This window comes from Parabacteroides sp. AF27-14 (assembly GCF_003635425.1).
Classification (GTDB): domain Bacteria; phylum Bacteroidota; class Bacteroidia; order Bacteroidales; family Tannerellaceae; genus Parabacteroides; species Parabacteroides distasonis.
In genome coordinates, this window is sequence record NZ_QTLZ01000004.1 from 1 (window position 1) to 16,085 (window position 16,085).

General features: G+C 43.6%; 16 protein-coding genes. 11 read left to right on the forward strand and 5 right to left on the reverse strand.

Features of this window, described 5'->3' with window-relative positions; genetic code table 11:
• Positions 1-537: 537 nt before the first annotated feature.
• Together DWY79_RS05445 and DWY79_RS05450 are read left to right on the forward strand one after the other, a co-directional pair.
• Positions 538-834 carry a nucleotidyltransferase family protein gene (locus tag DWY79_RS05445; protein WP_005865085.1) on the forward strand — a complete coding sequence of 99 codons (297 nt, stop codon included), beginning with the start codon at positions 538-540 and terminating at the stop codon, positions 832-834.
• Positions 818-1,159, forward strand: a complete 342-nt coding sequence (locus DWY79_RS05450) for a DUF86 domain-containing protein (protein ID WP_122368982.1) — start codon at positions 818-820, stop codon at positions 1,157-1,159. Before DWY79_RS05445 ends, DWY79_RS05450 begins: the two co-directional genes overlap by 17 nt.
• Before the next feature lie 10 nt (positions 1,160-1,169).
• Here the strand turns inward: DWY79_RS05450 and DWY79_RS05455 are convergent, their stop codons facing one another.
• Entirely contained in the window at positions 1,170-2,042 is an 873-nt protein-coding gene (locus DWY79_RS05455; RefSeq protein ID WP_036633345.1) for a DMT family transporter, read from the reverse strand.
• Positions 2,043-2,444 (reverse strand): hypothetical protein, encoded by a 402-nt coding sequence (locus DWY79_RS05460; RefSeq protein ID WP_008772763.1) that lies wholly within the window; start codon positions 2,442-2,444, stop codon positions 2,043-2,045. It lies immediately after the preceding gene.
• 97 nt (positions 2,445-2,541) lie between these two features.
• Here DWY79_RS05460 and DWY79_RS05465 point away from each other — a divergent pair, with 97 nt between their 5' ends.
• Both DWY79_RS05465 and DWY79_RS05470 read left to right on the forward strand, forming a co-directional pair.
• On the forward strand, positions 2,542-2,955 hold the full coding sequence (locus tag DWY79_RS05465) for an ATP-binding protein (RefSeq protein ID WP_005859341.1): 414 nt from the start codon (positions 2,542-2,544) through the stop codon (positions 2,953-2,955).
• 11 nt (positions 2,956-2,966) lie between these two features.
• Complete coding sequence (locus DWY79_RS05470; RefSeq protein ID WP_005859339.1) at positions 2,967-3,278, forward strand: STAS domain-containing protein; 312 nt, start codon at positions 2,967-2,969, stop codon at positions 3,276-3,278.
• A 57-nt stretch (positions 3,279-3,335) separates the two neighbouring features.
• On the opposite strand, the gene DWY79_RS05475 is transcribed toward DWY79_RS05470, so the two are convergent.
• Positions 3,336-4,295 carry a hypothetical protein gene (locus DWY79_RS05475; protein WP_122368983.1) on the reverse strand — a complete coding sequence of 320 codons (960 nt, stop codon included), beginning with the start codon at positions 4,293-4,295 and terminating at the stop codon, positions 3,336-3,338.
• Positions 4,296-4,450: 155 nt separating this feature from the next.
• Here DWY79_RS05475 and DWY79_RS05480 point away from each other — a divergent pair, with 155 nt between their 5' ends.
• The 7 genes from DWY79_RS05480 (at position 4,451) to nagB (ending at position 11,803) form a co-directional block, all read left to right on the forward strand.
• Positions 4,451-5,605, forward strand: a complete 1,155-nt coding sequence (locus tag DWY79_RS05480) for a Gfo/Idh/MocA family protein (RefSeq protein WP_122368984.1) — start codon at positions 4,451-4,453, stop codon at positions 5,603-5,605.
• Between the two features lie 14 nt (positions 5,606-5,619).
• Positions 5,620-6,612, forward strand: a complete 993-nt coding sequence (locus DWY79_RS05485; protein ID WP_005859333.1) for a sugar phosphate isomerase/epimerase — start codon at positions 5,620-5,622, stop codon at positions 6,610-6,612.
• A gap of 32 nt (positions 6,613-6,644) precedes the next feature.
• Entirely contained in the window at positions 6,645-7,646 is a 1,002-nt protein-coding gene (locus tag DWY79_RS05490) for a metallophosphoesterase family protein (RefSeq protein ID WP_122368985.1), read from the forward strand.
• A gap of 103 nt (positions 7,647-7,749) precedes the next feature.
• Positions 7,750-8,646: a diaminopimelate dehydrogenase gene (locus DWY79_RS05495; protein ID WP_122368986.1), complete on the forward strand. Its 897-nt coding sequence runs from the start codon at positions 7,750-7,752 to the stop codon at positions 8,644-8,646.
• A 95-nt stretch (positions 8,647-8,741) separates the two neighbouring features.
• Positions 8,742-9,575 (forward strand): prolipoprotein diacylglyceryl transferase, encoded by an 834-nt coding sequence (lgt, locus tag DWY79_RS05500; protein WP_005859327.1) that lies wholly within the window; start codon positions 8,742-8,744, stop codon positions 9,573-9,575.
• A 62-nt stretch (positions 9,576-9,637) separates the two neighbouring features.
• Positions 9,638-10,834, forward strand: coding sequence for an FprA family A-type flavoprotein (locus DWY79_RS05505; protein ID WP_122368987.1), 1,197 nt, complete (start codon positions 9,638-9,640; stop codon positions 10,832-10,834).
• Positions 10,835-10,990: 156 nt separating this feature from the next.
• Entirely contained in the window at positions 10,991-11,803 is an 813-nt protein-coding gene (nagB, locus tag DWY79_RS05510) for a glucosamine-6-phosphate deaminase (protein WP_005859323.1), read from the forward strand.
• A gap of 227 nt (positions 11,804-12,030) precedes the next feature.
• Here the strand turns inward: nagB and DWY79_RS05515 are convergent, their stop codons facing one another.
• Positions 12,031-14,448 carry a prolyl oligopeptidase family serine peptidase gene (locus DWY79_RS05515; protein ID WP_122368988.1) on the reverse strand — a complete coding sequence of 806 codons (2,418 nt, stop codon included), beginning with the start codon at positions 14,446-14,448 and terminating at the stop codon, positions 12,031-12,033.
• Between the two features lie 87 nt (positions 14,449-14,535).
• The gene (locus tag DWY79_RS05520; RefSeq protein ID WP_048927167.1) at positions 14,536-16,056 is read right to left on the reverse strand and encodes a RagB/SusD family nutrient uptake outer membrane protein; all 1,521 of its coding nucleotides are present in this window, start codon (positions 16,054-16,056) and stop codon (positions 14,536-14,538) included.
• Positions 16,057-16,085: the final 29 nt, after the last annotated feature.

A 16,085-nucleotide genomic window follows, 5' to 3' on the forward strand; every position in this document is an offset into this window, starting at 1 on the left:
CTTCACAATGCGTATAGATCCCCAGAAGGGTACGGCATGCATAGAATATGGAGCGTGGTAGATAACTGGGGTTCGATTGTTAGGGGGAGGCCTTGTACCTGTGGACGGCAGCAGGGGGCTTCTATCATTCCTCTGTTTCCCTTTGGATGTTTATGAGTTAAATAAACTACTTGCGATACCGCTGTATGGCAGTGTAATTTGGATATAAATATTGATTTCGCAGTGCAAATGTGATGTTTACAGATACGATTAAGGAGAGGTTTTATTACCGCTATTCTTACCGCAGGATCTTTGTCTTAAATTATTAAATTGATTTATAGGTGTTTATAGTGATTATTGGTATTCCCGGCGAGACTACTTTTATTTCCTCTCTTTTTTATCAAACTTGGTCAAAACAAGTAAGTTGATCTCCTTATTGTTAAACGTTTTTTTGTCTCTTGTATAAAGAGAGAGTAAATAAAATAAGCGTTTTCTTACTGCAGGTTGTTTCTTGTGGTGAGAATATTGTTTATATTTGCGCAAGGTAATCACTAAAAGATGAAACAACAGATAATTAATAAGCTAAGAGGCTTTTTCTCTTTGCAACCAATAGAGAAAGCATGGGTGTTTGGTTCCTGTTCACGTGGAGAGGAGACGAAGGATAGCGATATTGATATTCTGGTTCGTTTTGACTCCCACGCTCGTATTACATTATTCAAGTATGCTGGTATGGTGGAAGCTCTAAGCCAATTGTTGCATCGTAAGGTTGATTTGGTGGAGGAAGGACAATTGAAGGATTTTGCCGTTTCTTCTGTAGATCGGGATAAAATATTGGTATATGAGAGAGAAGCCTAAAGACGATACACGTCTACGGCATATGCTGGAGGCGATAAATAATGTCATTGAGTTCACGACAGATGTGACTTTTGAGGAGTATTCCAGGAACAAGATATTGCGTTTTGCGGTCATCAAGAATTTGGAGATTATAGGGGAGGCGGCTTATTTGATTACAAAGGAATTTCGGGAGGAACATCAAGAGATCGCATGGAATGAGGTCATAGGCATGCGCCATGTGTTAGTGCATGGGTATTATCAGATTCGGGATGAGATAGTGTGGGGAACCATTCAAACAGATCTATTTCCGCTTAAGGATAAGATAGAACGGTTGATCTGTAAATAAGCTCAATGTATTATTTTAATAAGATGATCATGACCGATCCCGCTACCATGATAACGGAGCCAATCAATTTCTTCGTTATATTTTCCTCTTTGAATATACGGTATCCTAAGAAGATACTTACGATCGTAGAGAGTTGGAACAAGGCTAACGCATAACCTACCTCCATATGATCGAATACGTAATTGGTGGTGTATTGCATGGTGCCGATACAAAGGACCAAATAAAAGTAGGAGGAAAGATCCCGTATTTTGATTCGCTTGAATTCTTTGACAAGATGGACCTTGAAAGCGAATAAAAGAGCGAAAGAGAAAATCGCGCCAAACCAACACCAAACAATGAACGAGATGGTGGTGGATGAATATAAGATGATTTTCTTGATAAAGACCGCCTCGATAGCTGTAAGGACCATAGCCCATATCCGGTATTGAATCTCTTTCCGTTTTAAAAGAGCCAAGGAAAAATGCTCATCCATCGTATCCAAAACATAATAGCTCCCATATACGATCAGTGACATTCCTGCGATACCCCATAGGTTCGGGATCTCCCCTAATAAGAAGATACCGACAATAATACCTACTACGGATTTGTAGGAATTGATGGGGCCCAGTACCGATAGATCCCCGCATTGTAAAGCTTTTACTAAGAATCCATTCCCGGTAGCTCCCACGATTCCGGCTAGAATACAATATTTCCAGAATTCGAAAGGCAACTCAAGCCAGCGAACTTGGATCGCCGGGATGATACAGAATACGCTCAATAGTAGGAATGTCAAGAAGTTGATTAATAAAGGGTGGTTATACCGATTGGTTAATTGCTTTTGGAAAACATTACCAAGCGGATTCGATAATACCCTTAATATGATCGCAACAGAGGTGAGTATCATTTAATAGGCTTTAAACGTCACCCATTCGCCATTGTATTGACATTCAAAAGTTCGGCCGCTTATCCATATGTCCTTCAAGACCGTCTGGCCGTCTTCATAGTCCATATAAAGTATATCGGTATAGTAATTGTCCCAGTCCCAGTAGAATGGAATTTCCTCTCGATCTATGCGTCCGCTTGGGTAATGATAAATTCTTGTATCCCATCCTTTCCCATCCGGATTAAATGTAAGTTGCTGCTCACAATCTAAACCGTCTACGACAAACCAATCTGTCCATACATAATTACATAAATCATAGGTGATTTCCTCATACGGATCATAATACGGATCCTCCTCGCAACTACTGAACCCGCATAAGACGGCGATCAATAAGAATATGTTTATTAAATATCTTTTAGCCATAACTCTATACCTTTAAATACTATTCGGAGGTAAAGATACAAATTTAAGGAAAGGATATTTCTTTTTTTTATATCTTTAGCGCAAAATTTTCAGATATATGCAAAAAACATTACGCATTAAGAACGATATTCATGAGCTTTCCATGATGAATCAGTTCTTGGAGGAAGCTGGAGAAGAATTGGGATTAAGCACCGCTTTCATGATGAGCCTGAATCTGGTGATGGAAGAAGCTGTCTCAAATATAATTTTTTATGCGTATAAGGGAGATGTTGAGGATGCCGTAGACATTTCGTTGGTCAGGGAAGGTGGGGAATTGATCGTGACTTTGATAGATCATGGGATTGCTTTCGATCCGACTTTAAGAAAAGACCCTGATATTACTTTATCTGCCGAAGACCGTCCAATCGGAGGGTTGGGTATTTTCTTGATCAAGAAGATTATGGATGAGGTCTCTTATCAGAGAGTAGATGAGCGGAATGTCTTTATCATGAAGAAAAAAATAACCGAATAAAATATAAAGATATGGAAGTAGTTATTGACCAAAAAGGTGAAGAGACTGTAATTAAGATCAAAGGAAGATTGGATACGAATACGGCTCGCGAATGCGAGGAAAAGGTTTTGCCGGTATGGGAGAATCCGGGAGTAAAAGTATGTGTCGATTGTTCTGATTTGGAATATGTGAGTAGTGCGGGCCTCCGATTGTTTTTAATATTACAAAAAATGACGACTGCCAAGAAAGGGTCTTTACGTTTGATCGGTATGCGGAATGTGGTTCGTGAGACCTTTAGTTTGACGGGATTTAACGCTCTCTTCAAGATAGAAGACGCAAAATAAGTGTGAAGGTTAGGAAAAAGGTAGCCGGTGTGTCAAATTTGGCACATCGGCTTTGTATTAATCTTTTAGATCTTTGTCGATGGGGCTATCCCATTTGCCACCGTTTAATATATCAAGGGTGAAGGTATCGTCTGATTCCTTCGGGGTGTAGAGAATCCCAGTATAACGAATAATGTGATTTTTGAGAGGCAGGATGTCATTAACCTCTCTTTCCCGGGTTACTTCATTTATCTGATTTTTGGCCGAGAGGTGTGCTTTGAGCATGAATTCCGGAGCCGGGATAAACGTGAAGAAGGAATGGGAGAAATTTGTTTTCCCGATATCAGAGTCGTTAAAAGTGTCGGTTTGTGTATAAGGCGTGTTTTGAGAAATGCCATTCCCGGTGGTTAAATCAATCTTGTTTTGATAATTGGAGACATTTATCGTGAAGCTTTTTAGGGCTTTAGGTACGGCATCGGCGGATATGAACTCTATTTTGCCGACGATTCTTTGTAAGGTGATATCTTTAATGATTCTTTCTCCCGCTTGTACTTCTTGGGTGAGAAAAAGATGAAACGTATCTGATACTTTACTGAATAGTGCGGTTTGTCCGGACACGGAGATATTCTTGTCTGAGTGGGCTAGGAAACAAATATGATAGTTGCCGGAGGGCAGTGAATCATAAATGATCGTGAAATCCGGATCTTGAGGCGTGAATTGCTTATGTTTTACCAGAATGTCCGGTTTTCCGCTTTGGTATACGATATAATCGATCCGGTTGTATAAATTATCCGGGTCGATATCCGGTGTAGAAGGATCTTCCTCGGCATCGGGATTTTTGGGAATAGGCTCAGGGATATTCAGCTCGGGAATACTCTTGGTTACGGGGAAGGGTAATACTTCCTTTTGTAAATCGATCGTAAACTGTATGGGGGATAATTCCTCTTGTAGGTCGGGGTTAGGTACTTCCTTTTCCGTTCCATTACAACAACAAAAACAAAGCAGACAGGCGATAGCCACTAATTCATTTTTCTTCATAGTTGATATTTTTGGTAAATGTTTGACGCAAAGGAACGATATATTTTGTGAATTAAAAAATATTAAGCTGTTAAATTGGCGTATGCAGGGTTATTTTTCATAGCTTTGTGAATCAACAATGTAATTACCTTAGTTTAATAAAACGGAATAATACCATGAAACGAAAAATCAGAATGGGAATGGTCGGTGGAGGACAAGGCTCGTTTATCGGGGCCGTTCATCGTATCGCCGCTAATTTAGACGGACAGATCGAGTTGGTCTGTGGATGCTTCAGTTCTCGCCCGGAGAATTCATTGGCTACCGGACAATCTTTATTTTTACCGGATAATCGTATTTACGCATCTTATCAGGAAATGATAGAGAAAGAGGCCGCCCTGCCTGAAGGCGAACGGATGGATTTTGTGTCTATTGTTACCCCGAATCATGTGCATTTCGGTCCGGCCATGATGGCGTTGGAACATGGTTTCCATGTCGTACTGGATAAACCGATGACATATACCTTGGATGAGGCGAAGCAATTACGAGACAAAGTGAAGGAAACCGGAAAATTGTTTATGCTGACTCATACCTATACCGCTTACCCGATGGTGAAGGAGGCTCGGGAAAGGATACGCAGGGGGGATTTAGGTAAGATACGCCGTATTTATGTGGAATATCCTCAAGGCTGGCTATATAATGATTGCGCTGATGTTAATAAGCAGGCGGCTTGGCGGGTGGATCCCGGTCGGTCGGGCAAGGCTGGTTGCATGGGGGATATCGGGACTCATGCGTTTAATCTGGCGGAATATATAACAGGGCTGAAGGCCGTGGAATTATGCGGTGAATTGAATACCTTCGTGCCGGATCGTCTTTTAGATGATGATGGGGCGGCATTGATCCGTTATGAGGGAGGCGCGAAAGGGGTGCTGACCGCTAGTCAGATCGCCGTAGGTGTAGAGAATGGCTTGAATATTCGTGTGTATGGAGAGAAAGGTGGGTTGGAATGGCGTCAAGAAGAACCGAATACGATGGTTATGCGTTGGCCGGATCGTCCGGTGGAGATCATCCGTACTTCCAATGGATATATGTCGGGTATCGCCGCTCATAATTCCCGTACGCCGGGCGGGCATCCGGAAGGCTATATAGAGGCATTCGCTAATTTGTATCGGAATTTCGCCTTGGCTTTGCGATCGATTCTGGCTGGTGAGGAACCGGCTCCTGAGACCTTGGATTTCCCTTCCGCCGAAGACGGTGTCCGTGGCATGCGGTTTATCGAGACGATTGTAGCTACCGGATCGACAGAGAATAAATGGATAAAAATAATCGACTAAAAATAATACTATATATGGCACGTCCTGTAACATTATATACCCTCCAGTGGGGAGATTTATCACTAGAAACAGTTTGTCAAAAAGCGAAAGAATTCGGATACGACGGTGTGGAATTGGGACTTCCCGATCATGTGGATGTCCGACGTACGGATACGGCTTATTATCAAGGAATCAAGGATCTGTTAAAGAAATATGACTTACGGCTTTATGCGATCTCTACCCATCTGGTTGGACAAGCTGTTTGCGATAATATCGATGAGCGTCATAAGGCAATCTTGCCGGATTACATTTGGGGAGATGGCGATCCGGAAGGGGTTCACCAACGGGCTACCGAGGAGATGATCCGGACCGCCCATGCGGCAAAGATGTTGGGAGTCGATACGGTTGTAGGTTTTACGGGTAGTTCTATTTGGCATTATTTGTATTCTTTCCCTCCGGTAACGGACGCTATGATACAAAAGGGGTATGATGATTTCGCCCGTCGCTTTACGCCCATCTTGGATGAGTTTCAGAAACTGGGTGTACGTTTTGCGTTGGAGGTACATCCTACAGAGATCGCGTTCGATACTTTTTCCGCACGCAGGGCATTGGAGGCGGTAAATAACCATCCTGCTTTCGGTTTTAACTATGATCCGAGTCATCTAGGATATCAAGGGGTGGACTATGTGGATTTCATCTATCAGTTTCCGGAGCGTATCTTCCATGTGCATATGAAGGACGTATATTGGAGTGATACCCCTAAGCAGGTGGGTATATTCGGCGGTCATGTTACTTTCGGCGATCCCCGTCGATATTGGAATTTCCGTAGCTTAGGACGAGGAAAGATTAATTTTGAGGAGATTATCCGTGCTTTGAATTCAATTGGCTATCAAGGTCCGCTTTCCGTGGAATGGGAAGATAGCGCTATGGATCGGGAACATGGGGCACGGGAATCTTGCGAATTGGTGAAGAGAGTGGATTTCCAACCTTCCGCCCATGCGTTCGACGCTTGTTTCGGAAAGGAATAAATAATTATTAATTACAAAAAACACGAGATTTGATGAGTGTGAGAAAGTGGATGTTTGCCGGGGCCTTGTTATTGGCCGCCGGCTTGAGTTCTTTGGGATTTGCCCAAAAACCGGGGTTGAAGTTTAATCCGGATAAGAAGTTTAAGATTGTACAGTTTACGGACTTGCATGTGAAATGGCAAGACCCTCGTTCGGACATCGCTTTTGAGCGTATGAACCAAGTGTTGGATGACGAGAAACCGGACTTGGTGATTTTTACGGGAGATATTATCTATAGCAAGCCTGCGTTGGAAAATATGCGGAATGTATTGAAGACAGTCTCCGACCGTAAAATACCATTCTCCATTGTTTTCGGAAATCATGATAATGAGCAGGGGGCGACAAAAGAGGAGTTGCTGAAAGTAGCCGAAAGCCTACCGTATAGTTTAACGGCGGATGAGGTTCCCGAAATCTCAGGCGTGGGTAATTACGCCTTGACCGTACGTTCCTCTGACGGAAAGAAAGATGCTTTCGTCTTGTATTGCATCGATTCGAATACCTATTCAACTATCAAGGGGGTAAAAGGATACGATTATATTAAGCGTGACCAGATCGATTGGTATTGTAAGAAAAGCGCGGAGTTTACCCGGAATAACGGGGGAGAGCCGGTTCCTTCTTTGGCTTTCTTCCATATCGCATTGCCGGAGTTTAATCAAGCGGCTTCCGATGAGAATGCCCAACTATATGGCATACGTAGAGAAAAGGCATGCGCTCCGGCGTTGAATTCCGGTTTATTTACGGCGATTAAAGAAAATGGGGACGTGATGGGGGTATTTGTCGGCCATGATCATGATGACGATTATGCGGTTTGCTGGCATGATGTTCTATTGGCTTACGGTCGTTTTACCGGAGGTCCGACGGAATACATACATTTGCCTAACGGAGCTCGTATAATCGAATTGAACGAGGGAGCCCGCACCTTCAAGACTTGGATTCGTACGAAAGCCGGTGTAGAGCAGCTTACTACCTATCCGGATTCATTCGTGAAAGAGTGAGGATCTATATCATTCTGAAAATGATATAAAAACTGTATTCCTTATTGTTAAAGCTCTAAATTATGTCTAACTTTGCGGTTGGTTGAAAAGTAAAAACTAGAGTATGAAGAAAATTAGAGCCGCCATCGTAGGTTATGGCAACATCGGGAAATATGTGTTAGAGGCCCTTGAAGCTGCCCCGGATTTTGAGGTAGCAGGTATTATTCGTCGTAATCCGAATGATATTCCGGACGAGTTGAAGGCATACACGGTTACTGATAGCATCACCAAGTTAGATAAGGTTGACGTAGCGGTTTTGGCTACTCCTACACGCAGCGTGGAAGAGCATGCGAAAGAGATTCTGGCTTTAGGCATCAATACGGTGGATAGTTTCGATATCCACGGAGGTATCGTGGATTTACGTCGTTCTTTGGATGCTGTAGCGAAGGCTCATAATACGGTAGCTGTAATTTCTGCCGGTTGGGATCCGGGAAGCGACTCTGTGGTACGTGCTTTGTTAGAAGCGATGGTGCCGAAAGGTATTACTTATACGAACTTCGGTCCGGGAATGAGTATGGGGCATACGGTTGCCGTGAAGGCTATCGAAGGCGTGAAAGCGGCTTTAAGTATGACGATTCCTTTGGGAACGGGCGTGCACCGTCGTATGGTTTATATCGAGGTGGAAGACGGATACGATTTCAAGCAAGTGTCTGCCGCTATCAAGGCGGATGATTATTTCGCTCATGATGAGACTCATGTAATGCAGGTTGAATGTGTTGATAACCTGTTGGATATGGGACATGGCGTGAACTTGGTTCGTAAAGGTGTATCGGGCAAGACTCAGAACCAGTTGATCGAATTCGATATGAAGATCAATAACCCTGCCTTGACCGCTCAGATCTTAGTTTCTGTCGCCCGTGCGAGCTTGAAGCAACAACCGGGCGCATATACGATGATCGAATTGCCGATAATCGATATGCTGTACGGCGAGGGAGAGAACTTAATTAGAAGACTCGTTTAATATAAGTTGATGGTTGACAGCTGGCAATTGACAGTTCGGGAAATCCTGACTTGCGATTGTCGACTGTCAATTGTCAATTGCCAACTGAAATAATTATGCTTGACTTTATTACATGGACTGCCGATCCCGCTATCTTTACCATCGGTTCCCGGGAGATTCGTTGGTATGGATTGGCTTTCGCGATCGGTTTCGCTATTGGCTATATGATTGTAGAGCGGATGTGGAAAAAAGAGGGACTGCCGCCCGCATGGATCGATTCCCTTTTGATTTATACGATGCTCGGTACGGTGATTGGTGCCCGTTTGGGGCATTGTTTGTTTTATGCGCCGGAATATTATTTAGCCAACCCGATTGAGATTTTCAAGATTTGGGAGGGAGGATTGGCTAGCCATGGTGGTACGTTAGGTATAATTATCGCCATTTATTTCTACTCGAAGCGAGTAAGCCATAAAAGTATGTTATGGGCTTTCGATAAGTTGGTGGTTCCGACAGGATTGGTAGCTGCTATGATTCGTCTGGGAAACCTGATGAATCATGAGATTTACGGTCATTCCACTGATTTGCCTTGGGGATTTCGTTTTATCGATAATTTACACGCATGGAGAATGGGGGCGGAGCCTATTTTTACAGCTCCGAGCCATCCGACGCAATTGTATGAGGCCGCTTGTTATCTGGTGACGTTCGCTATCTGTATGTGGCTATATTTCAAGAAAGAGGCATGGAAAAAGCAAGGACTTATCTTCGGCGTATTTATGATATGCGTATTCGGGTCTCGTTTCTTCATCGAATTCGTGAAAAATGACCAAGAGCCTTTCGAGGCTGGAATGATGTTGAATATGGGGCAATGGCTAAGTATCCCGTTTGTTTTGGCAGGGTGCTGGTTTGTCTGGAGAGCGCTAAGAAATGGAAAATTAAAAATTGAGAATTGAAAATTAGAGAGCACACGCTTTGTTATTTTCAATTTTTAATTATCAATTATCAATTAAAAAAGATGTACAAGTTAAAAGAAATTGCGGATAAAGTTTATTATGTAGGAGTTAATGACCGTCAAAAGGCCCTCTTCGAGAATATGTGGCCGTTGCCATACGGCGTTTCCTATAACTCGTACTTGATCGTAGACGAGAAAACCGTATTGATAGATACGGTCGATGTTTGTTACTCTGATATTTTCTTGAAAAAAGTAGCGGATGCCTTGGACGGACGTTCTTTGGATTATCTCGTGGTAAATCATATGGAGCCGGATCATGCGGGAAGTATCCGTTTGTTGCGTCAGCAATATCCGGACGTACAGATTGTCGGAAACAATAAGACTTTCGGAATGCTGGAAGGATATCATGGCATCAAGGAAGGCTTGTTTGAGGTGAAAGAGGGTGATACCTTGAATACGGGTCGTCATGAGCTTGTATTTTATATGGCTCCGATGGTGCATTGGCCGGAAGTGATGGTTACTTATGACGTTACGGATAAAATCGTATTCTCTGCGGATGCGTTCGGTACGTATGGCACATTGGATGGTGGTGTGATCGATACGGAGATGAACGTGGAGCATTATTGGGAAGAGATGATTCGCTATTACTCCAACATTGTCGGAAAATATGGAAGTCCAGTACAAAGGGCATTACAGAAGCTTTCGGGCTTGGATATCCGGACGATTTGCTCTACCCATGGACCTGTTTGGCGTGAATATGCGTCGAAAGCGATCGATATCTATGACCGTATGAGCCGCTACGAAGGTGAGGAAGGCGTGGTTATTATTTATGGCAGCATGTATGGTAACACGGAGCAGATGGCTGAGGCGATCGCCGCTTCTTTGGCTGATAATGGCATCAAGAATATTGTGATGCATAATGTTAGCAAAAGCCCTTCTTCTTATATCTTGAAAGATGTGTTCAAATATAAGGGAGTTATCGTAGGTAGCCCGACTTATAGCAATCAATTGTTCCCAGAGGTGGAAGCTGTGTTGAGTAAGATCGAGTTGCGTGAGGTGAAAAATCGTATTTTCGGTTATTTCGGGTCTTTCACATGGGCTGGAGCCGCCGTGAAACGTTTGGCGGCTTTTGGCGAGAAGATGAAGTGGGAGACTGTCGGTACGCCGGTTGAGCAGAAGCAAGGTTTAAGCGCTACTAAATACGAGGAGTGTTTAGCCTTGGGCAAGGAAATGGCTGGGAAATTGAAAATGGAGAATTGAGAATTGAAAAGTCTAAAGGCTCCGACAACAGATAAAACGAAAGCTATTAACAATAGATCTAATTTATAAACAAAAGAAAGGCGAGATGCGTAGATTGGGAATCCTTTAATTTTCAATTTCCAATTTTCAATTTTCAATTAAAAAAAGCGTAACGTTATGAGATTAATTATCGAACCTAATTACGAGCAACTCTCAAAATGGGCTGCCAATTATGTAGCAGCGAAGATCAAAGCCGCGAATCCAACCGCTGAAAAACCATTCGTACTGGGCTTGCCTACCGGATCTTCTCCGCTGGGTATGTACAAGAACCTGATTGAATTGAACAAGCAGGGTGTCGTATCGTTCCAGAACGTGATCACTTTCAATATGGATGAGTATGTCGGCCTTCCGAAAGATCATCCGGAAAGCTATCATTCTTTCATGTGGAATAATTTCTTCAGTCATATCGATATCAAACCGGAGAACGTAAATATCTTGAATGGTAACGCCGAGGATTTGGAGGCTGAGTGTGCGTCTTATGAGGCTCGCATGAAAGCGGTCGGTGGCGTAGACCTGTTCTTGGGTGGTATCGGTCCTGATGGCCATATCGCGTTCAATGAGCCGGGTTCATCTTTGAGTTCTCGTACTCGTATCAAGACGTTAACTACAGATACGATTATCGCTAACTCCCGTTTCTTTGATAATGACGTGAATAAAGTTCCGAAGACTTCTGTAACGGTTGGTGTAGGTACGGTTCTTGACGCTAAGGAGGTATTGATCATGGTAAATGGTCATAACAAGGCTCGTGCGTTGCAACAAGCCGTTGAGGGTGCCGTGAACCAAATGTGGACAATTACCGCCTTGCAGTTGCATCCGAAGGGAATCATTGTTTGCGATGAGGCGGCTTGCGCGGATCTTAAGGTAGGTACTTATAACTATTTCAAGGATATCGAGAAGGATCATCTTTGTCCTTGTTCATTGCTAAAATAAACGAATCTCAGATAGGGCTTTCTTTGAATGCCCATCATAAGGAGTTAAGAATGCCCATTGTAAGGAGTTTACGATGGGCATTCTTATAACCTTACGATGGGCATCGTTGTTTTAGGGCAATTGGTGGCTGCCGGCTGGCTTCCTCATAGAAGATATACTTCATTGGTTAGAGGAGATATACTTCTCATGCCAGAGGATATATACTTCATTGGCAAAGTCAGTACTACTTACTTTTTTGCGTTCTTGACGTAACGATCCAGCCATAGGTCACATTCATACAATAGATGTAATATGTTCTCTTTGGCGGCGTAGCCATGACTCTCATAGGGCAATACGACATAACGTGCGATCGCCCCGTGGCCTTTTAGGGCACTGAACAGGCGCTCGGATTGGATCGGAAAGGTTCCGGAGTTGTTATCCATCTCACCATGTATGATTAATAAAGCTCCATGTAGTTTATCGGCAGACATGAATGGCGACATGGCATTATATATTTCCGGTACTTCCCAATAAGTACGGGTCTCTGTTTGGAAGCCGAACGGGGTAAGCGTACGGTTGTAAGCCCCGCTACGTGCGATGCCGGCTTTGAACAGTTTGGTATGTGTTAATAGATTCGCTGTCATGAAAGCTCCATAGGAATGTCCTCCTACGGCTACACGATTCGGATCACCTACACCCATCTCGGAAATAACTTTTACGGCCGCCTCGGCGTTCATTGTCAATTGCTCAATGAAATCATCGTTTGGCTCCGCTCCCTCGCTCGTGCTTACGATCGGCATCTCGACATTCTCCATTACGCAGTATCCTCTCAATACCCAATAGACTGGTGATCCGTAATTGATGTTCGTGAACATGTATTGGGAACCACGTACCTGGGATGCCTCGGCCTTGCTCTTGTATTCTCTTGGGTAAGCCCACATCAAGACGGGTAGCGGGCCTTCTTTTGCCTTATCATATCCGGCAGGGAGATATACCGTTGCGGTTAAGTCCAATCCATCGGCACGTTTATATTTAATCTTTTGTTTACTAACGTTTGCCATGGCCGGATATGGATTGGCGAAATGAGTCAATTGAGCGAATTTTTTCTTTCTCAAGTCACGAGAGCAGAGATTCGCCGGTTCTGTAATGGATTGACGTGAAGTGATCAATTGCAGCTTTTCCGGATTCGCTACCTTTAGGATGGTCTCATAATATCCGTCCTCGCAGCGCCAAAGTTCCGTGTTCTTTTTTGTTTTCAAATTGTAACGGCTAAGGTAAGGCATATCCCCTTTAGGAGAGGCACCTTGGGCAAGCATCAATAACTCATTGTGGGCTTTATTGGTATAAACGATATATTTGCCATACGCATTTTTAACCGTAAGTGGATTTCCCGGATTGTTGTAATTATCGTCGGTGGATACATCGAATAATAGAACCGGAGACTCAGAAGAGCAAGGCTTAAAAGTAAATGTCCTGTTTTTTCGAGTCTCCCGGGAAGTCTCGATCAATAAAGCGAAAGCATCGTCATTCCACAGGATGTTGCGGAAACGTTTCTCTGTCTTTGCGACTTCCTGTTTCTCGCTGTTGAACGGATAGCTTATTTGGTAGATAATATCCATGAAATCAGTCTTGTTTTGCTTAGGATCTCCTTTATCTTGCGCTTCCGCCCAGTAAACGGTAGCCGGTTGATCCGATCTCCATCCGAATTGACGGGGATAAGGCGAGGTCGTGTCATATCCCATCGGAATATTGACGGTTGGATTATCCGCTAACGTATAAATGGAATTGCCTTGTAAGTCTATGACCTCGAACTTTTGTGGGAAGTTATATACCGGTACTTGATAGGAATACGGACGATGAACTGTCGCGATAAGTAGCAAAGATTTATCCGGGGATAATGAAAGCGTACTGCCGTAGATTGCCGGTTTTCCGATCTCGTACACAATGCCCTCTTTTATACGTACCAATTGGGAGGTGAAATAATAGTCGAATAATTGCTCGTCGTATGGATTTTTCAGCAAGTCTTGATAGGTACGAGCGGGCATCACCTTTCCAGTACTTTCTTGAATGATGGGACCGGATGGAACTGTGGGTTTCTTTGGTGCCTTACCCCTGTTTCCCGGAACCATAAGCGTAATAAACTCATTGTCGCTAATCCATAAGATCTCCGCTCCACTTGTCGCGTTGATTTTACGGGTACTTACTTTCTGCGCTATGGGCTGTTCCGGGGTACAGATATAAAGGTATACGCCATCCGCTTCTTCCACGAATAGAGCTACCTTATTGGATGAAGGAGAGAATGAGGCTTCTGTGATTACTGCGTTGTCAGGAATTCCTTCTATCTTGATTTCTTCTTGAGTAGCGATGTTCATTAAACTGGCACCCGTATATTCGGCTTGCCGGCTCGTATTGAATGTTTCGGGACTGATACGCATTCCCGCTAATTTAAGCTCCGGTTGCGCAAGCTTGGCGATAGACCGGTACGGGGAACGCTCTAACTGGAGTGCCCACTGATTGTTATCACTAATTCGGATGATAGGAGAAAGCTTGGCCAAGGCCACTTCCTCGATAACTGCAGGAGGACGTTGATAATGTGTTTCTTGCGCTATTCCAGGACATATAAGCGCTAAAGAGAGCAGAGCTGAAAATAAATGATTTGTTTTCATAAATAGTGATATAAGAAATCCCCAAAGATAACCTGTTAAAGTATACTTTGGGGATTGTGATTAATGTAAGTTAACGTAAAAAGAGTGTTAATAGTTCTTTTCGATCAAGTCGTTGAAATCTGTTTCCTTTTTTGGAATCTCGAAGATCCAGCCATCAGCATTCGGATCCTTGTGCAAGAAGCCACAGAAAGTAGCGTCAAAATTAGAACCGGTTCTATCCAATGGCAAACCTAGACGTTTCAAGTCGAACCAACGGAAACCTTCGCCCCAAAGTTCGATACGGCGATGTGTCATGATCTCATCCGCTAGTTTTGCGCCTGTGTTACCCAAATCCTTGTACTCTGGATCACGTTCTTTCAACAAGGCTTGCAAATATTCCTTTGCTTTTGCGTCTTGATTGGAACGAGCGAAAGCCTCGGCTGCTGTCAAGTACATTTCGCTGATACGCATGAAGGCAAAATCACCTACAGCATCAGCTGTAGAGCGTGCCGTGAACTTGCGGTTCTGATAAACACGCTGGTTGTAAGAAGTTGCGGGTACTTCTGCCTTTCCTGTCGGATCCCACCATTGACGGCGAAGATCGGTTGGCGACATTAAGTCGTAAGTACTTTGGCTGATACATTTGATACCTGTGCGGATAGAGCTGGAGTTGAAGTTCCAAGACATATACGCATAGAAAGAGTAGAAATAAACTGTTTGGTCATTCTGCGTCATAGCGGCATACATAGCCTCTTTCGTAGCGGAAGTGATATTAGCGAAACCATTCATCAATTCAGACTGAGACATGATCTTACAGCCATCTTTCTCTGCTTCATTGATAGAATTCACTGCGGCCGTAGCTGCGTCTGCGTATTTCTGTTGAGTCAGAAGAGCACGTGCTTTCAATCCGTAAACCGATGCTAGGCTATAATGATTCTTATCATTTGGCTCATAGTCTGCCAATAAGTTCAACGCTTCGTCTAAGTCCCCGTGAATCTTCGTGTACACCTCTTCTACCGTATTACGTGCCATAGGCTCGATTTCCGGACTCGTACGATAAGGAACTCCCGGTTGAGAGTTGTCCTGTCCGTTACGATATGGTTTCGCATAATATTGTACTAGATTGAAATGACTCCATGCACGAATTGCCAAACACTCGCCCTTGATATGGTTCGCAAGCGCTTTTTCGCTATCTGTGAGTTTTGACTCATCGCTAAAGTTATCATTCAACGCTTTCAAGATGTTGTTTGCATTCAAAATGAACTTATAATAAGTTTCCCACTCACCGGAGTTGTACGAACTTGTTGCGTTCGTTGGATAACTCCAGTTTAAGAAACCTTGATGCCAAGTCTGCGTGTCCCATGTCAAATCATCAGCCAACGCTTCTCGACCGATGATGAAACCGGGCTCACCTCCCAAACCTTGGTTGCCTAAGTCTTGAGATACCATCTTACGATGAATACCGTTCAGTGCAAGATAAAGATTGTCGAGCGAAGTGGATACTGTCGTGAATGAAACGTTCTCGGTTGGGATTGTATCCATATAATCGCTGGAACAGCTTGTGCCGACCAGAGAGCCACTTAGAAGCAGTCCTGCTGCGATGTGTTTGAATAATTGTATATTTTTCATATCTTTTCCTTTGTTTGATGTATTATGAA